At 57.8% G+C, this 21,313-nt stretch carries 20 protein-coding genes; 13 read left to right on the forward strand and 7 right to left on the reverse strand.

Going from position 1 to position 21,313, the window contains the following annotated elements; genetic code table 11:
- The first annotated feature begins 7 nt into the window (after nucleotides 1-7).
- The gene (gene betA / locus GOV87_RS14735) at nucleotides 8-1,666 is read left to right on the forward strand and encodes a choline dehydrogenase (RefSeq protein ID WP_171212287.1); all 1,659 of its coding nucleotides are present in this window, start codon (nucleotides 8-10) and stop codon (nucleotides 1,664-1,666) included.
- A 77-nt stretch (nucleotides 1,667-1,743) separates the two neighbouring features.
- The gene (locus GOV87_RS14740; protein WP_171120501.1) at nucleotides 1,744-1,983 is read left to right on the forward strand and encodes a YdcH family protein; all 240 of its coding nucleotides are present in this window, start codon (nucleotides 1,744-1,746) and stop codon (nucleotides 1,981-1,983) included.
- A gap of 75 nt (nucleotides 1,984-2,058) precedes the next feature.
- Here GOV87_RS14740 and GOV87_RS14745 read toward each other — a convergent pair whose 3' ends face one another.
- Together GOV87_RS14745 and GOV87_RS14750 are read right to left on the reverse strand one after the other, a co-directional pair.
- Nucleotides 2,059-3,459, reverse strand: coding sequence for a short-chain fatty acyl-CoA regulator family protein (locus GOV87_RS14745; RefSeq protein ID WP_171212288.1), 1,401 nt, complete (start codon nucleotides 3,457-3,459; stop codon nucleotides 2,059-2,061).
- Nucleotides 3,460-3,524: 65 nt separating this feature from the next.
- On the reverse strand, nucleotides 3,525-4,730 hold the full coding sequence (locus GOV87_RS14750; RefSeq protein WP_171122412.1) for a multidrug effflux MFS transporter: 1,206 nt from the start codon (nucleotides 4,728-4,730) through the stop codon (nucleotides 3,525-3,527).
- A gap of 183 nt (nucleotides 4,731-4,913) precedes the next feature.
- Here GOV87_RS14750 and GOV87_RS14755 point away from each other — a divergent pair, with 183 nt between their 5' ends.
- From GOV87_RS14755 to GOV87_RS14765, 3 genes are all read left to right on the forward strand, one after another.
- The gene (locus tag GOV87_RS14755; RefSeq protein WP_171120510.1) at nucleotides 4,914-6,446 is read left to right on the forward strand and encodes an acyl-CoA carboxylase subunit beta; all 1,533 of its coding nucleotides are present in this window, start codon (nucleotides 4,914-4,916) and stop codon (nucleotides 6,444-6,446) included.
- Nucleotides 6,447-6,547: 101 nt separating this feature from the next.
- Nucleotides 6,548-7,033 carry a DUF6497 family protein gene (locus GOV87_RS14760; protein WP_254447382.1) on the forward strand — a complete coding sequence of 162 codons (486 nt, stop codon included), beginning with the start codon at nucleotides 6,548-6,550 and terminating at the stop codon, nucleotides 7,031-7,033.
- Nucleotides 7,034-7,157: 124 nt separating this feature from the next.
- Nucleotides 7,158-7,511, forward strand: a complete 354-nt coding sequence (locus GOV87_RS14765; protein ID WP_171120512.1) for a hypothetical protein — start codon at nucleotides 7,158-7,160, stop codon at nucleotides 7,509-7,511.
- Between the two features lie 86 nt (nucleotides 7,512-7,597).
- Here GOV87_RS14765 and GOV87_RS14770 read toward each other — a convergent pair whose 3' ends face one another.
- Nucleotides 7,598-8,749: a DcaP family trimeric outer membrane transporter gene (locus tag GOV87_RS14770; RefSeq protein ID WP_171120514.1), complete on the reverse strand. Its 1,152-nt coding sequence runs from the start codon at nucleotides 8,747-8,749 to the stop codon at nucleotides 7,598-7,600.
- Between the two features lie 650 nt (nucleotides 8,750-9,399).
- On the opposite strand from GOV87_RS14770, the gene GOV87_RS14775 reads away from it, so the two are divergent.
- The gene (locus tag GOV87_RS14775) at nucleotides 9,400-9,603 is read left to right on the forward strand and encodes a hypothetical protein (protein ID WP_171120517.1); all 204 of its coding nucleotides are present in this window, start codon (nucleotides 9,400-9,402) and stop codon (nucleotides 9,601-9,603) included.
- A gap of 114 nt (nucleotides 9,604-9,717) precedes the next feature.
- Complete coding sequence (locus GOV87_RS14780; RefSeq protein ID WP_171212289.1) at nucleotides 9,718-11,763, forward strand: acetyl/propionyl/methylcrotonyl-CoA carboxylase subunit alpha; 2,046 nt, start codon at nucleotides 9,718-9,720, stop codon at nucleotides 11,761-11,763.
- Nucleotides 11,764-11,839: 76 nt separating this feature from the next.
- Here the strand turns inward: GOV87_RS14780 and GOV87_RS14785 are convergent, their stop codons facing one another.
- Entirely contained in the window at nucleotides 11,840-12,286 is a 447-nt protein-coding gene (locus GOV87_RS14785) for a DUF4174 domain-containing protein (protein WP_171120521.1), read from the reverse strand.
- Nucleotides 12,287-12,455: 169 nt separating this feature from the next.
- Here GOV87_RS14785 and scpA point away from each other — a divergent pair, with 169 nt between their 5' ends.
- The 6 genes from scpA to GOV87_RS14815 all read left to right on the forward strand — a co-directional run bounded on the left by scpA (nucleotide 12,456) and on the right by GOV87_RS14815 (nucleotide 17,933).
- The gene (gene scpA / locus GOV87_RS14790) at nucleotides 12,456-14,582 is read left to right on the forward strand and encodes a methylmalonyl-CoA mutase (RefSeq protein ID WP_171212290.1); all 2,127 of its coding nucleotides are present in this window, start codon (nucleotides 12,456-12,458) and stop codon (nucleotides 14,580-14,582) included.
- Nucleotides 14,583-14,681: 99 nt separating this feature from the next.
- On the forward strand, nucleotides 14,682-15,284 hold the full coding sequence (locus tag GOV87_RS14795) for a VOC family protein (protein ID WP_171212291.1): 603 nt from the start codon (nucleotides 14,682-14,684) through the stop codon (nucleotides 15,282-15,284).
- The gene (locus GOV87_RS14800) at nucleotides 15,281-15,805 is read left to right on the forward strand and encodes a GNAT family N-acetyltransferase (protein WP_171212292.1); all 525 of its coding nucleotides are present in this window, start codon (nucleotides 15,281-15,283) and stop codon (nucleotides 15,803-15,805) included. The genes GOV87_RS14795 and GOV87_RS14800 overlap by 4 nt, the downstream gene beginning before the upstream one ends.
- A 9-nt stretch (nucleotides 15,806-15,814) precedes the next feature.
- A complete protein-coding gene (locus GOV87_RS14805) occupies nucleotides 15,815-16,495 on the forward strand; it encodes a molecular chaperone DjiA (RefSeq protein WP_171120531.1) in 681 nt (226 codons plus the stop codon).
- Between the two features lie 5 nt (nucleotides 16,496-16,500).
- Nucleotides 16,501-17,505 (forward strand): endonuclease/exonuclease/phosphatase family protein, encoded by a 1,005-nt coding sequence (locus tag GOV87_RS14810; RefSeq protein ID WP_171212293.1) that lies wholly within the window; start codon nucleotides 16,501-16,503, stop codon nucleotides 17,503-17,505.
- A gap of 38 nt (nucleotides 17,506-17,543) precedes the next feature.
- Nucleotides 17,544-17,933, forward strand: a complete 390-nt coding sequence (locus tag GOV87_RS14815; protein ID WP_171120536.1) for a hypothetical protein — start codon at nucleotides 17,544-17,546, stop codon at nucleotides 17,931-17,933.
- Between the two features lie 3 nt (nucleotides 17,934-17,936).
- On the opposite strand, the gene GOV87_RS14820 is transcribed toward GOV87_RS14815, so the two are convergent.
- Genes GOV87_RS14820 through GOV87_RS14830 form a run of 3 tightly spaced genes read right to left on the reverse strand, consistent with a single transcriptional unit; the run spans nucleotide 17,937 to nucleotide 21,303 of the window.
- Nucleotides 17,937-19,481, reverse strand: a complete 1,545-nt coding sequence (locus tag GOV87_RS14820) for a Ppx/GppA family phosphatase (protein ID WP_171120539.1) — start codon at nucleotides 19,479-19,481, stop codon at nucleotides 17,937-17,939.
- Nucleotides 19,482-19,530: 49 nt separating this feature from the next.
- Nucleotides 19,531-20,220, reverse strand: a complete 690-nt coding sequence (locus tag GOV87_RS14825) for a DnaA ATPase domain-containing protein (protein WP_171120540.1) — start codon at nucleotides 20,218-20,220, stop codon at nucleotides 19,531-19,533.
- On the reverse strand, nucleotides 20,221-21,303 hold the full coding sequence (locus GOV87_RS14830) for an AI-2E family transporter (RefSeq protein WP_171120541.1): 1,083 nt from the start codon (nucleotides 21,301-21,303) through the stop codon (nucleotides 20,221-20,223). It lies immediately after the preceding gene.
- Nucleotides 21,304-21,313: the final 10 nt, after the last annotated feature.

Consider the following 21,313-nt stretch of genomic DNA (forward strand, 5'->3'; position numbering starts at 1 on the left):
CCCGAAAATGGAAGCAGATTTCGTCATCGTTGGCGCAGGCTCCGCTGGCTGCGCGATGGCATATCGACTGAGCGAGGCCGGGGCCTCGGTACTGGTAATAGAACATGGCGGCACCGATGCCGGACCGTTCATCCAGATGCCTGCCGCTCTCAGCTATCCGATGAACATGGCGCGGTACGACTGGGGCTACCAGTCCGAGCCCGAGCCGCATCTGAACAACCGCCGGCTGGCCTGTCCGCGCGGGAAGGTGATTGGCGGATCGTCCTCGATCAACGGCATGGTCTATGTACGTGGCCATGCGCGTGACTTTGACACCTGGGCCGAGATGGGCGCGGATGGCTGGTCCTACTCGGATGTGCTGCCCTACTACAAGCGCATGGAAACGTGGCACGACGGTGGTCATGGTGGCGATACCGCGTGGCGCGGCACCGATGGTCCGTTGCACGTGTCACGCGGCCCGCGCGAGAACCCACTGTTCAAAGCGTTCGTCGATGCGGGTCAGCAAGCCGGGTACGAGGTGACGGGCGACTATAACGGCGAAAAGCAGGAAGGCTTTGGCCCGATGGAGCAGACCGTCTGGAAGGGGCGGCGCTGGTCGGCGGCAAATGCTTATCTGAAGCCCGCCCTCAAGCGCGAGAATTGCGATATTGTCCGCGGTCTTGCCTCACGGGTCGTAATTGAGAATGGTCGAGCCACGGGCGTCGAACTGATCCGAGGCGGCAAGAAAGAGATCATCCGTGCACGGCGCGAGGTAGTTCTGGCGGCGTCGTCGATCAACTCACCCAAGCTGTTGATGCTGTCTGGAATTGGCCCTGCGGCACAATTGGCTGAACATGGGATCGAGGTTGTCGCTGATCGCCCCGGTGTGGGGGCAAACCTGCAAGACCATTTGGAACTGTATATCCAGCAAGCGTCGTTGCAGCCGATCACGTTGTATAAGCATTGGAACCTGATCAGCAAGGGTTTGATCGGGGCGCAGTGGTTGTTCACCAAAACCGGGCTTGGGGCGTCGAACCAGTTCGAAAGTGCGGCCTTTATTCGGTCAAAGCCAGGGGTCGAGTACCCCGATATCCAATACCACTTCCTGCCAATCGCGGTGCGCTATGACGGGCAGGCGGCGGCCGAAGGGCACGGGTTTCAGGCGCATGTAGGGCCGATGCGATCACCGTCGCGCGGGTCTGTAACCTTGCGTTCAGCGCGGGCCGAGGATGCACCTGTGATCCGCTTTAACTACATGAGCCACGAACAGGACTGGGAGGATTTCCGGACCTGTATACGACTGACGCGTGAAATATTCGGGCAGGAGGCTTTCAAGCCATTTGCCGGGAAGGAAATTCAGCCGGGTGAAGGCGTTCAAAGCGATGAAGAGCTAAACGGCTTTATCGCCGAGCACGCCGAGAGCGCGTATCATCCCTGCGGCACCTGCCGAATGGGGCGGGCGGACGACAGGAATGCTGTTGTAGATCCGCAGGGCCGAGTGATTGGGGTGGACGGGTTGCGTGTGGCTGACAGTTCAATCTTTCCGCAGATCACCAACGGCAACTTGAATGCCCCGTCGATTATGGTGGGTGAGAAAGTCTCGGATCATCTTCTGGGCCGAGATCCCTTGCCAAAGGCCAATGACCGGCCCTGGATTCATCCGCAATGGGCTACTGCACAACGGTAATTTGATCCGCGTCAAAGCGGGGTATGGGAATCATCTATAGTCTGAAACGCAACGACATATTCAAGGAGCGAACAGGAATGTCCCACACCCCGCATGAACTGGCCGAAGAGTTTCCGGACAAAGTTGACCTGATGAGCCAGCTCAAGCAGTCGGACGCGCATTTCGCGCGGCTGGCAGATGAGTATCACGAGATTAATCGCAGCGTTCACCGCGCGGAAACCAATGTTGAACCGATGGAAGAACTGGCCGAAGGCGAGCTGCGCAAGAAACGCGCAGCCCTGAAGGATGAGATCTGGTCGATCTTGTCGAAAGCCTGATCCAAAAGGGCGGGGGCTCTGCCCCCGTCGCGGCAGGCCGCGACTCCCCTGGGATATTTTCTTGCCAGGTGAAGATCAGGTGACTTCGTAGGGCAGCGTGCCACGTGAATGCGCGTCGATTGACAGACGGCGCTCCAGCGGTGGAACAGAGCGTTGATGGCAATTCTGGCGTTCGCAGATGCGGCAGGATATGCCGATGGGTTCGTATGCGCTGGCGTTGTTGATATCCAGATTGTCTGCGTAAACCAGTGCCTCGGCATGGCGCACTTCACATCCAAGCGCTATGGCATAGCGGCGCACTGGCGCGCCAAACGATCCCCCCGATTTGGACACGTCCCGCGCAAGGGAGATATACTGGACGCCGTCTGGCGTTTCGGCAAGTTGTCTTAGGAAGTGGCCGGGCGTTTCAAAGGCACGGTGCACGTTCCACAGCGGACATGCGCCTCCGAACCGGGCAAATTGCAGTCGGGTGGCTGAGTGGCGTTTGGTAATCGTTCCGGCCTGATCCACACGTACGAAAAAGAACGGAATCCCCTTGGCTCCGGGGCGTTGTAGGGTGGAAAGTCGGTGGGCCACCTGTTCAATCGACGCGCCAAAACTGTTGCTGAGCAATTCCAGATCGTGCCTGTATTCCTGTGCCGCCGCTAGAAATTTTCTGTATGGCATCAGGGAGGCGCCCGCGAAGTAGTTGGCAAGACCGATTTTCGCGATTGCGCGGGCCTCGTCACTTTGAAATTTTGCAAAATCCAATGTCGCTTCGAGCAGCTTGTCCTGGTCGATCAAAGCGACCTGCAATAACGACTGGAACACCTGTGTCTGGGGCGCAATGCGTGACGACAGGAAAAGCGTTTTACTGTCTGCGTCGTATTTCCGCGTTTCTGCGATATCCGGAAACTGAACTCTGATACCGCGCTCGCTCAGGCTTTCTATGGCTGCCGTGCGAATATTGCCGGCGTCTGGAGCCTGGCTGGAAAACCTCTCGGCGGCGCGGTCGACGGCGTCGATGTAGTTGTCGCAGTAATGAAAGAAGTCACGAACTTCTTCCCAGGGACTTGCTTGTATCTGGGCGTCCTCACGCCCCAGCGCTTCGTCAAGCGACGCCAGTCTTTCGTGGGTCTGCCGGTACGTGCGGTGTAGCGCAATAAACGCACGAGCAAGCGCGGGTGCATTTGACGCTGTCAAGCGCAGGTCCGCCAGCGGAGGGGTCGCGTCATCGAACACAGGGTCTGCCAAAGCCTCCCGCATGTCCGAGACAAGCCGTTCGCTGTCACCTGTGCTGAGTTCGGTCACGTCCATTCCAAACTCTTGTGCCAGAGCCAGAACAACCGTCGTGGATATCGGGCGGTTGTTATTCTCCATCTGGTTTAAGTATGGCAGCGAAACGCCCAGTTTGGTTGCGAATTCCTTTTGAGTCAGCGCCAGACGTGTGCGCATTTCGCGCAGTTTCGCACCAGCATATAGCTTTTGGGTCGCCATGGTCTGCCTTTGCAACTTTTCTGTCGCGCTAGGCTAACTTTGCAAACTATTGGGTGCAAGCCGTCTTATAGACCCAATTGCCGTTCGCGTCGGATCACCGTTGCGATTGCGCAAACCGCGAGTGCAGCGGTGGCGAGCATCAGCCACAACAGGGGCATCGCGCCGGTCTCATGCGTCAACAAGGTGCCAGCCAGTGCGCTAAGGCCAGCGCCGCCGCCGAGCATGATGGCACCGCTGAGGCCAGAGGCTGTGGCGGCCAAATGGGGGCGAACGGACAGGGCGCCCGAGGTGGCGTTCGGTATCGTCATGCCATTGCCAACACCGACGAAGGTCATGAAGCCAAAAAAGCTGAGTGCAGTACCGAAACCGGCAAGGAACAGTATAGCGGACAGTAAGACGCCCGCGGCGTTCAATGCGCTCCCCCAAAGAACCATGCGGTTTACGCCAAATCGAACCGAATACCGCCCGCTGATAAAATTCCCGAAGAAGTACCCGATTGCGGGTGCGCCAAAGTAAATTCCAACCTCGGATGCGGTCAGGCCAAAAAGCTCGGTGCCAATAAAGGGTGCGCCGCCGAGATAGGCAAAAAAGGCACCAGATGACAGGGCCGATGACAGCGAATACCCCCAGAATCGTGGCGACGTAAGCAACTCGGGGTATTCCTTGAACTGCTGTCCCAACGTCTTGCCGCTTTTGGCGCTGGTTTCGCCAAAGTCGAGATATACAAGCAGCAGAGTCAACGCGCCAAGGACGAATGGCAGCCAAAAGTTTGCCTTCCAGCCGAAGCTTTCTTCCAGAAGGCCACCGACTGCAGGACCGATCATGGGAACGACGGCCATCCCCATCGTGACATATCCGATCATCGAGGCGGCTTGATCCTGATCATAAAGGTCGCGCACGGCTGCACGGCTAAGCACCATTCCGACGACAATGACCGCCTGACACATGCGGAAGGCCAAGAAAACTTCGACATTGGGTGCGTAGATGCTGCCGAGTGTGGCAAGCAAGAACAAGGATAATCCCCAAAGCAGGACTGGCCTGCGACCGGCCTTGTCCGCGATCGGTCCAATCAGAATTTGCAGAACGGCGTTGACCAGCAAGTACAGGGCAATTGACAACTGCATGACCTTGTAGTCCGCGTTGAAATACAGCGCCATATTCGGAAGGCTGGGCAGGAACAGGTTCAGGCTTAGCGCAGACAGTCCCGACAAAAGGACGAGTGTTGTAATCGTGGGCGGCGAACGTCGCGTCGAGGGTGAACTGAACTGCATGGTTCACATGTATAGTGAGCGGCGTCGCAATTACCATCCGTCTTGCCGAACTCGATACAATATTAGCAAATTTACAATTTTCCGAAACGATATTTCCAAAGATTTGCAAATTTGCCGAATGGTGCTTTGGTCCTTGGTGCGATGCGTATAGTGTCCCGACAAATTTTAGAGGGGATCATCGTCATGAAAGACATCCTGACCGAACTAGAAAGCCGCCGCAACGATGCCCGTCTAGGGGGCGGACAAAAACGTATCGACGCACAGCATGCAAGAGGCAAACTTACCGCGCGTGAGCGGATCGAGTTGCTGATGGACGAAGGCAGCTTTGAAGAATTCGACATGTTTGTCAGCCACCGTTGCACTGATTTCGGGATGGAGAACCAAAAGCCCGCTGGCGACGGTGTCGTGACTGGATGGGGCACGATTAATGGCCGCATGGTTTATGTGTTCAGTCAGGACTTTACCGTTTTTGGCGGATCCCTTTCGGAAACCCACGCGCAGAAAATCTGCAAGATCATGGACATGGCGATCCAGAACGGAGCACCTGTGATTGGTATCAATGACTCGGGTGGTGCGCGGATTCAGGAAGGCGTTGCGTCGCTGGCCGGTTATGCAGAAGTTTTCCAGCGCAACATCATGGCCTCGGGCGTGGTGCCGCAGATCAGCGTGATCATGGGGCCATGTGCCGGTGGTGCGGTCTACAGCCCGGCGATGACCGACTTTATCTTCATGGTCAAAGACACCTCCTACATGTTCGTGACAGGCCCCGACGTTGTGAAAACTGTCACCAACGAGGTCGTCACAGCCGAGGAATTGGGCGGCGCTTCGACCCACACCAAGAAATCCTCGGTCGCGGACGGAGCGTTCGAGAACGATGTTGAAGCGCTGGCCGAAGTTCGCCGCTTGGTTGACTTCCTGCCGCTGAACAACCGTGAAAAACCACCGGTCCGCCCCTTCTTCGACGAACCTGACCGGATTGAGGCTTCTCTGGACACGTTGATCCCAGATAATCCGAATACCCCCTATGACATGAAAGAACTCATCACCAAAGTGGCGGATGAGGGGGATTTCTACGAAATTCAGGAAGACTACGCCAAGAACATCATCACCGGCTTTATCCGCTTGGAAGGCCAGACCGTTGGTGTTGTCGCAAACCAGCCGATGGTTTTGGCGGGCTGTCTGGACATCGACAGTTCCCGCAAGGCGGCTCGGTTCGTGCGTTTCTGCGATTGCTTCGAAATTCCGATCCTGACGCTGGTTGATGTGCCGGGCTTCCTGCCGGGGACCAGTCAGGAATATGGCGGCGTCATCAAACACGGTGCAAAGCTGCTGTTTGCCTACGGTGAGGCGACCGTTCCGAAGGTTACCGTGATCACCCGCAAAGCCTATGGCGGGGCCTATGACGTTATGGCGTCCAAGCACCTGCGCGGGGACTTTAACTATGCGTGGCCGACTGCTGAGATCGCTGTGATGGGTGCCAAGGGCGCGACCGAGATCATTCACCGTGCCGATCTGGGGGATGCTGAGAAAATTGCACAGCATACGCAGGACTATGAAGACCGTTTTGCCAATCCCTTTGTCGCTGCTGAGCGTGGCTTCATTGACGAGGTGATCATGCCGCAGTCAACGCGCCGCCGCGTGTCCCGTGCCTTTGCCAGCCTGCGGAACAAGCAGCTCAAGAATCCGTGGAAAAAGCACGACAATATCCCGCTGTAAGGTATTGGTGCAGAACAGGTTGCTTGGTTCGAGGGCCGAACTTGAACCGGGCAACTAGGCTTAATGAAAGTCAAGTTTGACTTTGAGGTCAAAGCTGCTAAATGAATGTGGTTATCAGAAATAGGAAAGCGCGGGCCAAAAGCCATGCGCGCACGATCCCGGAGAGAGGAGCTTGCCATTGGCAGGTCTGGGGTCGTGCCTTTATTCTGACCCTTCTTGCGCAGCCCGCTACGACTTTTGCCGAGACTTCGGCGCTGTTGCCGGTCCCGTCAGGTCAGCCCGTACACCTGCGCGATGTTCTTCTGGACAACAATCCCGGAGAGCTGTGGGTGCGGTTTCGGTTTATCGCGCCAAAGATCGGGTCTGATGTCGGGCGAATTGGCTATGACGTCGCTTCGGTCGATATGGAGCACCTATGTCAGACACTGGCTGTTGCCTACGTCGCGCAGTACGAGCTTGAGCCGGCTCGCGTCGTTATCTCCCTATCTGATCGTCCTACGGAATTTGGCCGCTCTGCACCTGATGCCACGCAGTTTTTCGAGGCCTACCGGCTGGAACAGTCCCGGTGTATCTGGGAGGGGCTTTGACCATGATGACCGTGTGTAAACCAGTCAAAGCATTTCTGACCAGTAAAGACGCTATGGGGGTGTTTGAAATGGCTTCGTCCTGCAACGGATGTGCGTTTTGTTCTTATTTTCGCGAGGTGACAGCATGTTGAAACATCGCGGTTTCCCGGGCCGTCTGGCCGGAACGGATTTTCAGTTCACCATCCGTCGGGCCAATCCAAAGGGGGTGACCCCAATAACCTCCCGTGAACGGTTTCGTGACCGCAAACCGGCGGACAGGCGCGCAGATACAGCTTTCATGCAGGCGCTGTGGGAGCATTTCGGGGATCAACCATTTGAGCGTGGAAATCTGGATGCAGGGCGGCTGAGCTGGCTGTTCCAGCGCGAGGTGATCCCGGCCGAAGATCCGTTTGACCCCGCCAGCTATGATGCGCTTTTGGTGATTGACGTCGACGCTGCGCGGCAGTCATTTCCCGATATTTTCGATGGGGTGCGCTGAACGTGCCTTTGGCCGCCACATATCAGCGGACGTCAGGTCCTGACTGGTTGACCCCGCCCCGTGTGGGGCAGGGTCAGGTTCGTGCGTCAAAAGTTAAGCTGCGCGGCCACCTGAACACGGTTGGCGTCGAACGTCCGTCCGGTGGGGGCGTCGTTGCGTTCGCCAAAGATGTATTCGGCGCTCAGCGTCAGGTTGTCGGTCGCCTGATAGAAGGCGTTGACGTGGATCGTCTCAAGCTCGGTAAAGGCCAGCGTACCGGTCGAGGTCGCCAAGTCATAGTCTTCATAGCCGTAGGCGATGCCCACATTCCATTTGGGGTTCAGCTGCTGACGCAGTTCGACGGTGAATCCGTCGACGTCGTTCGCCTCGCCTCCGACGACCGCATCACCAAGGCCGATCAGCCACGGGCCAAGCGCCTCACCGGTGACGTAATTGACCTGGAACAGGCCGCCTTCCCACAGGCGCGCCGAACCCGACAGGGTCAGACCGGTCTGATCGACTTCGACACCGCCGCCCTCGGCCTTACCGTAAAGCAGGGCACCGCGCGCGATGAACCTGCCATCATTATACTCGGCCGAGGCCGTCAGGACCGGATCATCCGAATTCGAACCGCCGACATTTTCCTCGATGGACAGTGCGAATTCAGCGTTGCTGGAGAACGAATTGGTATAACGCACCTGTGGAACACGGGCGAAGGCAATACCAACCGGGCCGTTGAATTCGACCGAGGTCGGGTAGGTGTCCAGTGGCTGGAAGTTGGTCCAGAACTGACCGATCAACCATTGTTCGCCAATGCGGATGTTGGCGTGACGCAGGCGCAATTCGGCGGCACCTCCACCTGCGAACAGGTCAAGTTCCAGTTGCCCGCCGATATCGCCAATCGCGCTGGGCGTACTTGTCAGAAGCCCGAGTCGGGATTGCCGAACGGTTGCACCGAACGTCCCGCTGGTCGCGGCAGAGGGCTCACCCACGACGTTCACGAAGGCCGTGTCGCCCTGATCAAAGTCAAAGTCGTAGAAGAAATCAGCTTTGACATAGCCGTACAGGTCCAGGGTCGTGTTCCCAATCCGGAACTCGCCGGGGGTCGAGTTCGGATCCTGCGACTCCAGCGCCTCGACCCGGAGTCGCAGGTTCTCCAGTTCGGCCTGGGTTTCAGCATCTTGCGCCAAGGCCGGCACGCCAACCGCGCAGAGCGCGCTGGCGGCAAGCAGGCGAGCGTATTTACCCTTTGTTTTCATGGGGATAATTCCTTGTATGCGAGTGTGCAGGGCCAAGGTTTCACGCAAGCTTTGCGGAGGGAAATCACCAAGTCGGGAGGATTTGGGCCGGATTTCTCATGCGACTGTGTTATTTCGCTCGCCGGTTTTCACGGCGGGGTGAACGCAAATATCAATGCGTTGCAAAACATGGGTTTTGTTGTCTTCGCACCCGCAGCACGCCGTGAGGTCGATTTGGCGCGAAGTGTCGAATTGATAGCTTTGTGTAACGGCTATGTGACGGCTAGCAGAGCGTCTGTGAACACATGTCTACAAATTCCCGTCGGCGCATATTTGCGCGAGGTTTCGATGTATGGGCAGGATTCAGCCGGAAAATCAAAAGGAAACGATGAGTGGTTGGCGGCCGAATTGGTGGCGTGCATGGTTGATAGGCCGTGCGGCTCTACTTTGCCTGCGCCGCACATGCACCTACTATTCCGTACCCCTTCCTTCCGCGGGCAGGCTTGTGAAACTCACAATTCCCTGCCCGCGTTTTTCTTTGCGCATGAATTGCGCAAAAAGCGGCATAATTCTGCGCAAACGCCAAATTTGATCCGCCTGATATTGAATAACAAGGCGCAAATCCGACATGTGCCCCCGAATGCATCAAATAACCTGAAGGGGCAGATAACATGCGAATTTCAAAAGTCGTCCTCGTATTGGCGACCTGTGCGGGCCTTACGGCCTGCGGTGAAAACACGGGCGAACAGGCGCTGCTTGGTGGCGGCGCGGGCGCGTTGGGCGCGGCCGTCCTCAGCGCCGACCCGTTTGTCGGGGCTGCGGTCGGTGCCGCAGGCAACGTGCTTTTCTGCAAAACACAAAGAAACTGCTACTAACGTAGTCTTCGGGGCGCGCGTCGCCTCGACCGTCATCGCGCATCACGCCGTCGTGGGGATTAGACCCTGCGGCGGCGTTTTGCGTTCCCAGAACACCAAGACAAAGGACGTCCCATGTTCAACAAGATCCTGATCGCCAACCGGGGCGAGATCGCCTGCCGGGTCATCAAGACCGCGCGTAAAATGGGTATTGGCACTGTCGCCATCTACTCGGACGCGGACAAGAACGCATTGCATGTGTCGATGGCGGATGAAGCTGTCCATATCGGCCCGCCCCCCGCGAACCAGTCCTATATCGTGATCGACAAGGTTATGGATGCGATCCGTCAAAGCGGCGCACAGGCGGTTCATCCCGGTTACGGCTTCCTGTCGGAAAACGCCAAATTCGCCGAGGCGTTGGAGGCCGAGGGCGTGGCCTTTGTTGGCCCCCCGGTCGGTGCGATTGAAAGCATGGGTGACAAGATCACCTCGAAGAAGATCGCTCAGGATGCAGGCGTTTCGACAGTGCCCGGCTATATGGGGCTGATCGAAGACGCCGATGAGGCGGTGAAGATTTCCAACGACATCGGCTATCCGGTAATGATCAAGGCCAGCGCCGGTGGCGGTGGTAAAGGCATGCGGATCGCGTGGAACGACGACGAAGCGCGCGAAGGCTTCCAATCCTCCAAGAACGAGGCTGCGAATTCCTTTGGCGACGACCGGATTTTCATTGAGAAATTCGTGACCCAGCCGCGCCATATCGAGATTCAGGTTCTGTGTGACAGCCACGGCAACGGCATTTACCTGGGCGAGCGCGAATGCTCGATCCAGCGCCGGAACCAGAAGGTTGTGGAAGAGGCCCCGTCGCCGTTCCTTGATCCCGAAACACGTAAAGCGATGGGCGAACAGGCGGTCGCACTGGCCAAGGCCGTGAACTATGCCAGCGCCGGGACAGTTGAATTCATCGTGGATGGGGAAAAGAACTTTTACTTTCTTGAGATGAACACCCGCCTGCAGGTGGAACACCCGGTGACCGAGCTGATTACCGGTGTCGATCTGGTGGAACAGATGATCCGTGTGGCGGCTGGTGAGAAACTGACCATTACCCAAGATGACGTGACCCTGACCGGCTGGGCGATTGAAAACCGCCTGTATGCCGAAGACCCGTATCGCGGGTTTTTGCCCTCGATTGGCCGTCTGACCCGGTATCGTCCGCCGATGGAAACGGCTGCCGGTCCCATGTTGGTGAACGGCAAGTGGCAAGGCGACGCGCCCGAAGGCGAGGCGGCGGTGCGTAACGATACCGGCGTTTATGAAGGCGGCGAGATCAGCATGTACTACGACCCGATGATCGCCAAGCTGTGTACCTGGGCCCCGACCCGCGATCAGGCGATCGAGGCGATGCGCGTGGCGCTGGACAGTTTTGAAGTCGAAGGCATCGGCCACAACCTGCCGTTCCTGTCTGCCGTGATGGATCACCCGAAATTCATTAGCGGCGACATGACCACCGCATTCATCGCCGAGGAATACCCGGAGGGGTTCGAAGGCGTGACCCTGCCCGAAGCGGACTTGCGTCGTATCGCAGCGTCTTGCGCGGCCATGTACCGTGTTGCTGAAATCCGCCGGACCCGAGTGTCGGGCCGTATGGATAACCACGAACGTAAGGTCGGCGTACATTGGAATGTCGCGCTGCAAGGGCACGAGTTTGACGTCAAGATCGAGGCCGACAAAGAGGGCGCGACTGTCGCCTTTACAGACGGAACGACGCTTCGCGTCGCTTCGGACTGGACGCCGGGTGATCAATTGGCCGTGCTGAATGTCGATGGTGATCCGCTGGTCATGAAGGTCGGAAAAATCTCGGGCGGGTTCCGCATCCGCAACCGGGGTGCGGACCTGAAAGTGCATGTGCGCCGCCCGCACCAGGCGGAATTGGCCAAGCTGATGCCTGAAAAGCTGCCGCCAGACACCTCGAAAATGCTGCTTTGCCCGATGCCCGGCCTGATCGTGAAGATCGACGTCGAAGTAGGGCAGGAAGTGCAGGAAGGTCAGGCACTGTGCACCGTCGAGGCGATGAAGATGGAAAACATCCTGCGCGCCGAGAAGAAAGGCGTGGTCGCCAAGATCAACGCTGGTCCCGGCGACAGCCTTGCCGTGGACGATGTGATCATCGAGTTCGAGTGATCATGGTGGCGTTTTTGTCATATCCCTTTGGTGTCCCGGCGTTCTGTGCCGGGCGGCTTGGGTGTGGCGAAGACGCTCAACCGCCCTCGCGCCGTTCGCGAATTTCGCGTTCGCGTAAGGGGGTCTTGTCGATGGAGCGGCCAATCTCGCGCACGCTCCACGGGGACGGTTTGCGCAGTTTGACCACGCCGTCCTTGTCGACAAATACCATCTGGAACCCGCGCGGGCGCAACTGCGACCGGATCGGGGATCGGGCCGATGGGTCGGTGTCGGTCAATACCACGACGTCGCGGTCCCGCATTGCGGCTTCGCCCTCGACCAGCATGTCGATCTGCTGCTGGAAACGTGGATCCGCAGGGGTGTCGGCAAAGACGACGATGGGTCGGCTGACCCACAAAAACTCGCTGAGGTCGCTGTCACCAGCGGGGCGGACGAATTCGTCTTCGGCAGGTGCAGACCCGTCAGCGGCAAAGGCCGCCAGCGGGATTAGTGCCGAGAAAACAAGGGCAAGCGTTCGTGTCATTGGGCCTCCTGTCCCATCGAATATAGCCCCTGTGTCGATGAATGCGACCAGTGAAATGCACTGTGCGCTCAATTTGTTGCGCGCAGCCCGAATGGACCGGGCAATCCGAAACATAACTGCGGGCAGGTTCCTCTCTGCGCGCGATCCTAAATAGGAAAAGGAATTCGCCATGACCGATACCAAAGACTGGCAGGCGCTGGCCGAGAAAGAGCTGCGCGGTCGTCCGCTGGAAGACCTTACCAAGGAGACGCTTGAAGGCATCGACGTCAAACCTCTTTATACAGCCGAGGACACCGCCGATCTGCCGCATATGGGCACGCTGCCGGGATTCGGCCCGTTTACCCGGGGCGTGAAGGCCACGATGTACGCAGGTCGTCCGTGGACGATCCGCCAGTATGCGGGCTTTTCGACGGCTGAGGAATCGAATGCCTTTTACCGCCGCAATCTGGCCGCCGGTCAGCAGGGTGTGTCCGTAGCCTTCGATCTGGCTACGCACCGCGGCTATGACAGCGACCACCCGCGTGTGGTTGGCGACGTGGGTAAGGCTGGTGTTGCCATCGACAGCGTTGAAGATATGAAAATCCTGTTTGACGGTATCCCGTTGGACAAGGTCTCGGTCTCGATGACCATGAACGGTGCGGTGATCCCTATTTTGGCGAATTTCATTGTCGCCGGTGAGGAGCAGGGCCATGACAAATCCGTCCTGTCCGGCACCATTCAGAATGACATTCTGAAAGAGTTCATGGTGCGGAATACGTATATTTACCCGCCCGAGCCGTCGATGAAGATCATTTCAGACATTATCGACTATACCTCGAACGAGATGCCCAAGTTCAACTCGATCTCGATCTCGGGCTATCACATGCAAGAGGCTGGCGCGAACTTGGTGCAGGAACTGGCCTATACGCTTGCCGACGGCCGCGAATATGTCCGCGCCGCGACGCAAGCCGGGATGGACGTCGACAAGTTTGCGGGCCGTTTGTCGTTCTTCTTTGCCATCGGCATGAACTTCTTCATGGAAATCGCCAAACTGCGCGCCGCACGCACCTTGTGGCACCGTGTGATGACCGATTTTGGCGCGAAGTCTGAACGCTCGAAAATGCTGCGCACCCATTGCCAGACCTCGGGTGTGTCGTTGCAGGAACAAGACCCTTATAACAACGTGATCCGGACAGCGTATGAGGCGATGAGCGCGGTTCTGGGCGGTACCCAGTCGTTGCACACCAACGCGCTGGATGAGGCGATTGCCCTGCCCACCGATTTCTCAGCCCGCATTGCCCGGAACACGCAGCTTGTGCTGCAGGAAGAAACCGGCGTGACCGATGTGGTCGATCCGCTGGCGGGGTCCTATTTCATCGAAAGCCTGACTAATGAGCTGGTCGAAAAAGCCTGGGCCCTGATGGAAGAGGTCGAAGAGATGGGCGGCATGACCAAGGCCGTCGCTTCAGGCATGCCCAAGCTGCGGATCGAAGAAAGCGCCGCGCGCCGTCAGGCCATGATCGACCGGGGCGAAGAGGTGATCGTCGGTGTCAACAAGTACCGCAAGGAACAGGAAGACCCGATCGACATTCTGGACGTCGACAACGTAGCTGTGCGCGAAGCGCAGGTCGCACGTCTGGAGCGTATCCGCGCCACGCGCGACGAGGCCGCGTGCCAACAGGCGTTGGGCGCCCTGACCAAGGCCGCCCAAGAGGGCGGAAACCTGCTGGCTGCTGCGGTCGAAGCCGCGCGCGCCCGCGCATCCGTAGGAGAGATCAGCATGGCAATGGAAAAGGAATTCGGTCGCCACCGCGCCGAAGTGAAAACGCTGGCCGGTGTGTACGGAGCGGCCTATGAGGGTGACGAGGGCTTTGCCGCGATCCAGAAGTCCATCGAGGAATTTGCCGAGGCCGAAGGCCGCCGTCCGCGTTTGCTGGTGGTCAAGATGGGGCAGGACGGTCACGACCGGGGTGCCAAAGTGATCGCGACCGCCTTTGCCGATATCGGGTTTGACGTGGATGTTGGTCCACTATTCCAGACACCCGCCGAGGCGGCGCAGGACGCGGTAGACAATGACGTGCATGTGGTCGGTATTTCCTCGCAGGCAGCGGGGCATAAGACCCTCGCGCCGCAACTGGTGGAAGAGCTGAAAAAGGCTGGAGCCGAGGATATCATCGTGATTTGTGGCGGCGTGATTCCGCAGCAGGATTATCAGTTCCTCTATGATCACGGCGTCAAGGCGATCTTTGGTCCGGGGACAAACATCCCCGAGGCAGCGCAGGACATTCTGGGCCTGATCGGCAAGACCAAGGGATAATGGGGGTTTCCCGCCGAAACCTCTTGTGATCCCGCGTCTTTGACGGAAACATGCGACCAGATCCGCTTGGGTCTGGTCGTTTTTTGCAGGAGGGCGCGCATGTTGCTCGATCATCTGGCTGTTGCGGGTGAAACGCTTGAAGAAGCCGCTGCTCATGTCGAGCAGGCACTGGGTGTTTCCCTACAGGACGGCGGAAAGCACGAGAAATTCGGAACCTATAATCGGCTTCTGGGTCTGGCGGATGGTCTGTACCTTGAGGCGATCGCGATTGACCCGTCCGCACCTCGCCCCGAACGGACGCGCTGGTTTGACCTTGACCGGTTTCAGGGAAGCCCGCGACTGACAAACTGGATTTGTCGTGTCCCGAACATTGAAGCATCGCTGGATGTGTTCCCTGACGGCGTTGGGCACCCCATTGACCTGACCAGAGGCGCGCTGCGCTGGCGTATGGCTGTTCCCCCAAGCGGGCGGCTACCGTTTGACAATCTGTTTCCCGCGCTAATCCAATGGCACGGTGACCTGCACCCGGCGCAGATGCTGCAAGATAGGGGATGCCGTCTGCGGCAGTTGATTGTGTTCCATCCCGAAGCACTGGAGCTGGCAAAACTGCTGGGTGCTTTGGACCGCGTGGTATTTGATTCCGGCCCTGCCGCGATGCGTGCGGAATTTGAAACGCCCCATGGTCTACGCGTGCTGGAATGATCATCCGTCAGGCAAAAGTCGCGGACGCTGATGCCATTGCTGAGATCACCAATCAGATCATTCGGGATACGCTTGTGACCTTTACCACAGCCGAGCGGGATGTGGGCAGCACAGCAAGCGACATCCAAGCCCGTGGACCCGCTTTTCTAGTGTCCGAGTTGGAAGGGCAGGTTGTGGGTTTTGCCACTTACGGCCTGTTTCGCTCAGGTCCCGGATACGCCCAATGCCGGGAACACTCTATCCAACTGTTGCCCATGGCGCGTGGGCATGGCACTGGTCGCGCGTTAATGGCCGCGCTAGAGGCCGTGGCAAGGGACGAGGGCGTTCATGTCTTGGTTGCAGGAATATCGTCGGTAAACCCGGCGGCAATTTCGTTTCACGCGGCCATCGGATTCGAAAAAGTTGGGTGCATGCCAGAAGTTGGGTCCAAGTGGGGCAAAATGCTGGATCTTGTGCTGATGCAGAAAATTCTTGCCGCAGACCCATTGGTTGCACCTGACACCGGCGAATTGGGGCGCTAGGGTGCCCTCATGTCGATCTGGACCCGCATATCCGACGCGCTAAGCGCGCTTGCACAGGGCGAAAGCCTGACTGCTGTTTTTGAAATTCTTCGCACACCGCCTGAACGGTCGGTCGCGTTTACTATTGCTGTTATTGCGCTTGGTGCAAAAATGGCCAAGGCCGATGGGCAGGTGACGCGGGACGAGGTCACAGCCTTTCGTGATGTGTTCCAAATCGCGCGCGAGGATGAAGCCGACGCCGCCCGCGTTTTCGACATGGCCCGAACCGACGTCGCTGGGTATCAGGAATACGCCCGCAAGATCGCCGGAATGTTTGCCGATGACAGCACCACGCTGTGCGATTTGATGGAAGGACTGTTCCATATCGCGATGGCTGACGGGTTCTATCACCCGAACGAAAATGAGTTTCTGGAAGAGGTTAGCCGTATATTCGGGCAGACCGAAGCCCAGTTCCTTGCGCTGCGGGAAAGGTTTGTACCGGATGCGCCCAAGGATCCCTATACGGTGCTGGGCGTCCCGCGCGACATGCCTTTGCCCGATATCCGCAAGGTCTGGCGGCAGTTGGTGCGCGAAACTCATCCCGATGCAATGATTTCCCGCGGGGTCCCCGAAGAAGCCATTCGCCTGGCCGAAAAGAAGATGATCGACATCAATCGCGCCTGGGATCAGATCAACGGCGCCCGAGCCTGATACCCATGCGGTTGGCGACCTACAATATCGAGTGGTTTGCCAATCTTTTCGATCGTAAAGACCGGTTGATCTGCGATGATACATGGTCAGGCAGACATGATGTCACGACCGCCCAGCAGGTCGAAGCGATTGCCAAGGTCCTGACCGCAGTAGACGCCGACGCCATTTTGATTGTCGAAGCGCCGAATACCGGCAAAACTCAGAATACAGTCCGTGCCTTGCAGCGGTTTGCCGAGGTTTTTGACCTTCGAACAAGTCATGCGGTCATGGGGTTTCCGAACAACACGCATCAGGAGCTGGCCTTGCTGTATGATCCGGCCTGTCTTTCGGTACGCCACGATCCGATCGGTGATGATGGCGCGCGTTCGGATGCACCCCGTTTCGATTCGGTGTTTGAAATTGATCTCGATATCGACGCGACCGAGGATCAGGTTCAATTTTCAAAGCCTCCTATGGAGTTGGCCGTCAAAACTCGGGCCGGTGCTTTGTTTCGATTGATCGGAGCCCATTTGAAATCCAAGGCCCCGCACGGGGCCGGCAGTCGGGATGAAGCGGTCCGAATTTCAATCGCCAATCGCCGCAAGCAACTTGCGCAGGCGGTTTGGTTAGCGCGGCGGATCAAGGCCCATATCGCCGATGACGAAGACGTCATTCTTTTGGGTGACCTGAACGACGGGCCGGGGCTTGATGAGTTTGAGAACCTGTTTGGGCGGTCTTCGGTCGAGATTCTGCTTGGGGCGGGGCTGTTCGATCCGAATGCAGCCACGGCATATGGGCCAGAGCCGGGCGTCGCCCCCTCGACCGCGCGTTTTCCAAGACCCAATACTGGTGGGCATCTTGAGGCGCTGCTGGACTACATCATGATCAGCGACAGATTGCGCGCGCACCGTCCCGAGTGGCGTATCTGGCACCCATTTCATGATCCGATCTGTAAAGCCCAAACAGACCTGCACGACGCGCTTTTGACAGCGTCGGATCATTTCCCGGTCACTTTGGATATAGACCTTTGATCTTTAATCAACTGCCTCAAACGCATATATCTTTTAGTATGAAAAACCTTGTTTCGATTTGTGCAGTCACACTGGCTCTGGCGACGCCTGCGTACGCAGAGGATGAAACCGGGCCGTCTTTGATGGAGCAGGGCGCAGAACTGTTCTTTGAAGGGCTGCGTCAGGAAATGGAACCGGCGCTGGAGGATTTGCTGGGATTGGCGGATCAGTTCGGTCCGGCCATGCAGTCGTTCTTTGAAGAAATGGGGCCGGCTTTGGCAGAGTTGGCGAGTGAGATTCAGGATTGGAGCGCATATGAAGCTCCGGAAATTCTGCCTAATGGTGATATCATCATCCGGAAAAAGCCGCCCGTGTCCGAAGATACTCCGGAACCAGAAATTGCCCCCGATCAATCCGAAGACCTACCCGAAGGCGCGACCGATATCTGAGCTTTAGCCTTTTGTGATGACGCGCGTGTCAGATTTCAGCGCGGACGCTAGCGAATTCAGCCGCGCTTCGGCAACTTCGTTGAACAGCAGACAGGCTGATTTCGGCAGATACAGATCTAGCTGCCGCTTTTTGGGATAGAACCGCAATGTTCCCATTTTTGCGTTGCTTTGCATCCAAAGCATTGCGCCAAACCGCATGGCCTTGCCCAAAATTTCGGCCTGTTTCTGGTCCTTCTCGTTCAGCAATTCATAGAGGGGCGCGAACCTGTTGCCTTCGCGCTTGTTGCGGTACCTATGCTGCAGCGCAAGGCCGATGAAAACGCGTTCAGAATGTTTCAGCCCGCCTAGATTGGCACGTGTAACATTGTCAAAACAGACTTCCGCCCGATAGTCGGGATGGGCGCGCCAGCTTACGTCATGCAGAAGGCACGCAGCCTTGATCAGCCTGACCTGTGCAGGGGGGGCCGATTTGAAAAGCGGCATCACAAAGTCAAAGAGGTGTTTGCCAAACCCCGGAAGACGCGCGTCCTTGGCCTCGGAAAACCGGCTGGCTTCAATGAGCGGGTCGCGGTCTCGCAAGACTTGCGGCATTTGTTCGTAAAGCAGGCCCTCTCGGATACCATAGCTGGATATGGCGATGTCTTTGGGTTTGAACGTCCGAACCAGCCGCGCAAGCACGTCCATCGCATAGGGGATCAGAGACATCCGAGATCCCGAAACCCCGGCCAGGCTGCGCAGTTTCTCAGGGTCGCCCTTTTCGATGAACTTAATGGTTTCGCGAACTTGCGACGTCGTCATGCGGTATTCGTGCAAGACGTTCAGCGGATACCCCCGGCGCAGCATGTCCAGACGTGCGAACGCCCGCCAACTGCCCCCGACCAGAAACAGACGGTCACGTTGCGGGCCCATCTGGGCGCGCAGGTCTTCCATTGTCTCTTTGATGTGGGCCTTGCGCGCGCGTCGACCGCCCTTGATATCCCTCAGTTTAAGCGGGCCAAGGGCCGAGGTGACACGTCGTCCGACCTCTCCTCCGCCGATTTCGGCCAGCTCCATGGAAGACCCGCCAATGTCACAGATCAAACCATAGGCACCTGGCCACCCCAACAGGACACCCTGCGCAGACAGGCGCGCCTCTTCTTCGCCGTCGATTACCGATACCGTCAGGCCAGTTTGGTCGTAAACCTCTGCGCAAAACTCGGGTCCGTCCTCGGCCTCGCGCACGGCGGCAGTGGCTACGACATGTAACCCCGGAAGGCCCAGATCATCGGCCAGTTGGTTGAACCTCTGCAAGGCAGACAGCGCACGCACGCGCCCACGCGGGTTCAGGCGACCGGTTTCAGAAAGGCCAGCGCCAAGTTCGCACATGACTTTTTCATTGTAGAAATACGCCGGAGATCGCGCGGCCCCGTCAAAGATCACCATCCTGACCGAGTTTGAGCCGACATCAACAACACCCACACGCGACAGGGCGCGGGCCTCGGGGTCATCGAACAGAGGTTTTCCGAAAGGCCCCCAGTCGGGGATGTCGGTTTCGACGGTCTGATCCATGTCTCTTCCAGATATTCCGGGCTTAGAATGCGAAATCGCCGTGTGCGGGTCAATTACCAGATTGGAATTCATCGCGCTCTGAACTTAGGACACGCACGGCCAAAGCCCGCGTAATTTCACGTTTTTCCGACAACGCCAATTGGTCCAGTTGCGCCACGACACTGGCGGCTGTCTCGAAGCGTCTGTCCATGTGCTTGACCAGATAGGCAATGACCTCGGGGCCGGGGTTCAGTTGCCTGTCGACAAATAGCTTGGCCAGAACCGCCCCCAACAGCGCGTCATCCGGCGGGTCTAGGGCGACATGATGTGCGCCTTCAATTCGGCTTTGCAGATCGGGCAGGGGCAATTCCCAGAACTTCGGAGCCATACGCCCTGTCATCAGCAGGGCATTTCCTTCGGCCAGAACCAGATTGTGCAGGTGAAACAGCGTTTTCTGCTGCTCGATATCACCAGCGATCATGGGCACATCTTCGACGGCAATCGCTGATTGGGCAAGGGTGGGCACGTCGTCGTGCGTGATGTCCTTCGCCTGTACAATGCGCCCGCCCGTTTCGGCAGCCCAGACATGGGCCAGATGCGTCTTGCCTGCCCCGGCGGGACCGCTGAGGACCAGCTTGTTTCCCGGCCATGACGTTGCCGAAATCATGGCAACGGCCAGCGCGTTTGCTGGGGAAACGAAAAAATCCTCTCGCCCCAGCGCGGTCTTGGCCGGAAGATCAAAGCTCAGTTGTTGGGCCATTTATTCGTCTTTCTGGTCAGCCTGTTCGGCGCTTTCTAAACCGGTGTATAGCCGGCTTTCCAGATAGATCGACGTGGCAAACCGTGCCAGTACGCCCAACGCCGCCGCGACCGGGACGGCAATCAGCATGCCGACAAATCCGAACAAGGCCCCGAAGACTGACAAGGCCAGCAGCAACCACACCGGGTGCAGCCCGACTGAATTGCCGACCAATTTCGGGGTCAGAAAGTTGCCCTCGGTCACCTGACCCAACGCAAATATCCCGGCGACCAGGCCAATTTGCACCCAATCCCCCCAGAACTGAAACAGGGCCAATCCAATGGCCAGCATGCCGCCGATGAGCGCACCGAGATAGGGAATAAAGGTCACCAGCCCGGCGATGAATCCTACGATAAGGCCGAATTGCAATCCCACGGCCATCAGCGCAACGGCATAATATGTACCAAGGATCAGGCAGACCGTGCCCATGCCGCGCACGAACGAGGCAAGGACGTCGTCAATTTCCCCGGCAAGTCGTTTGATGGTGGGGGCGTGATCGCGCGGCAGCAGTTCTCCGATACGGGCGACCATGCGATCCCAGTCCAACAGCAGGTAAACGGCCACAACCGGCACAATCACCAGCAGAACAACCACATTGATGGCCGAGCTGAACGATGCGGCGACAGATTGCAGCACGTCGCCGGACTTGGATTTCAGCGTTTCGCCCAACGACACAAGGAATTGGTGCGAGCTGGATTCGCGGTCCAGAAGTGAAGGGAACTGTTGTTCGATGAAACCGCGCAGTTGCTTGATCAGGCTGGGCAGGACCTCGATCAATTCGATCAACTGCGTGACGAGCGCTGGCACGACCATCAGCACCATCAGGACAAAACCCAATACGCCAACGACCGTTATCAGCCCGGTTGCCGCGATCCGCGACAGGCCCCACCCCTCAAGCCGGTCGGCGACGGGATCCAGAAAATAAGCAATTGCACCACCGATTACAAAAGGCAGCAAAACGTCGCCAAGTGCCCATAACAGAAGCACAAAAATCGCCGCAGCAATGCCCCAGTATCTGAGTTGATCCTTCACGGGCAAAGCCATGCTCATCCCC

Source organism: Ruegeria sp. HKCCA5426 (assembly GCF_013034585.1).
In the GTDB taxonomy this organism is placed as follows: domain Bacteria; phylum Pseudomonadota; class Alphaproteobacteria; order Rhodobacterales; family Rhodobacteraceae; genus Ruegeria.

Coding starts and splice junctions, on each gene's coding strand:
- betA (WP_171212287.1), top strand. CDS start 8: ATGGAAGCAGATTTCGTCATCGTTGGCGCAGGCTCCGCTGGCTGCGCG.
- GOV87_RS14740 (WP_171120501.1), top strand. CDS start 1,744: ATGTCCCACACCCCGCATGAACTGGCCGAAGAGTTTCCGGACAAAGTT.
- GOV87_RS14745 (WP_171212288.1), bottom strand. CDS start 3,459: ATGGCGACCCAAAAGCTATATGCTGGTGCGAAACTGCGCGAAATGCGC.
- GOV87_RS14750 (WP_171122412.1), bottom strand. CDS start 4,730: ATGCAGTTCAGTTCACCCTCGACGCGACGTTCGCCGCCCACGATTACA.
- GOV87_RS14755 (WP_171120510.1), top strand. CDS start 4,914: ATGAAAGACATCCTGACCGAACTAGAAAGCCGCCGCAACGATGCCCGT.
- GOV87_RS14760 (WP_254447382.1), top strand. CDS start 6,548: ATGAATGTGGTTATCAGAAATAGGAAAGCGCGGGCCAAAAGCCATGCG.
- GOV87_RS14765 (WP_171120512.1), top strand. CDS start 7,158: ATGTTGAAACATCGCGGTTTCCCGGGCCGTCTGGCCGGAACGGATTTT.
- GOV87_RS14770 (WP_171120514.1), bottom strand. CDS start 8,749: ATGAAAACAAAGGGTAAATACGCTCGCCTGCTTGCCGCCAGCGCGCTC.
- GOV87_RS14775 (WP_171120517.1), top strand. CDS start 9,400: ATGCGAATTTCAAAAGTCGTCCTCGTATTGGCGACCTGTGCGGGCCTT.
- GOV87_RS14780 (WP_171212289.1), top strand. CDS start 9,718: ATGTTCAACAAGATCCTGATCGCCAACCGGGGCGAGATCGCCTGCCGG.
- GOV87_RS14785 (WP_171120521.1), bottom strand. CDS start 12,286: ATGACACGAACGCTTGCCCTTGTTTTCTCGGCACTAATCCCGCTGGCG.
- scpA (WP_171212290.1), top strand. CDS start 12,456: ATGACCGATACCAAAGACTGGCAGGCGCTGGCCGAGAAAGAGCTGCGC.
- GOV87_RS14795 (WP_171212291.1), top strand. CDS start 14,682: ATGTTGCTCGATCATCTGGCTGTTGCGGGTGAAACGCTTGAAGAAGCC.
- GOV87_RS14800 (WP_171212292.1), top strand. CDS start 15,281: ATGATCATCCGTCAGGCAAAAGTCGCGGACGCTGATGCCATTGCTGAG.
- GOV87_RS14805 (WP_171120531.1), top strand. CDS start 15,815: ATGTCGATCTGGACCCGCATATCCGACGCGCTAAGCGCGCTTGCACAG.
- GOV87_RS14810 (WP_171212293.1), top strand. CDS start 16,501: ATGCGGTTGGCGACCTACAATATCGAGTGGTTTGCCAATCTTTTCGAT.
- GOV87_RS14815 (WP_171120536.1), top strand. CDS start 17,544: ATGAAAAACCTTGTTTCGATTTGTGCAGTCACACTGGCTCTGGCGACG.
- GOV87_RS14820 (WP_171120539.1), bottom strand. CDS start 19,481: ATGGATCAGACCGTCGAAACCGACATCCCCGACTGGGGGCCTTTCGGA.
- GOV87_RS14825 (WP_171120540.1), bottom strand. CDS start 20,220: ATGGCCCAACAACTGAGCTTTGATCTTCCGGCCAAGACCGCGCTGGGG.
- GOV87_RS14830 (WP_171120541.1), bottom strand. CDS start 21,303: ATGGCTTTGCCCGTGAAGGATCAACTCAGATACTGGGGCATTGCTGCG.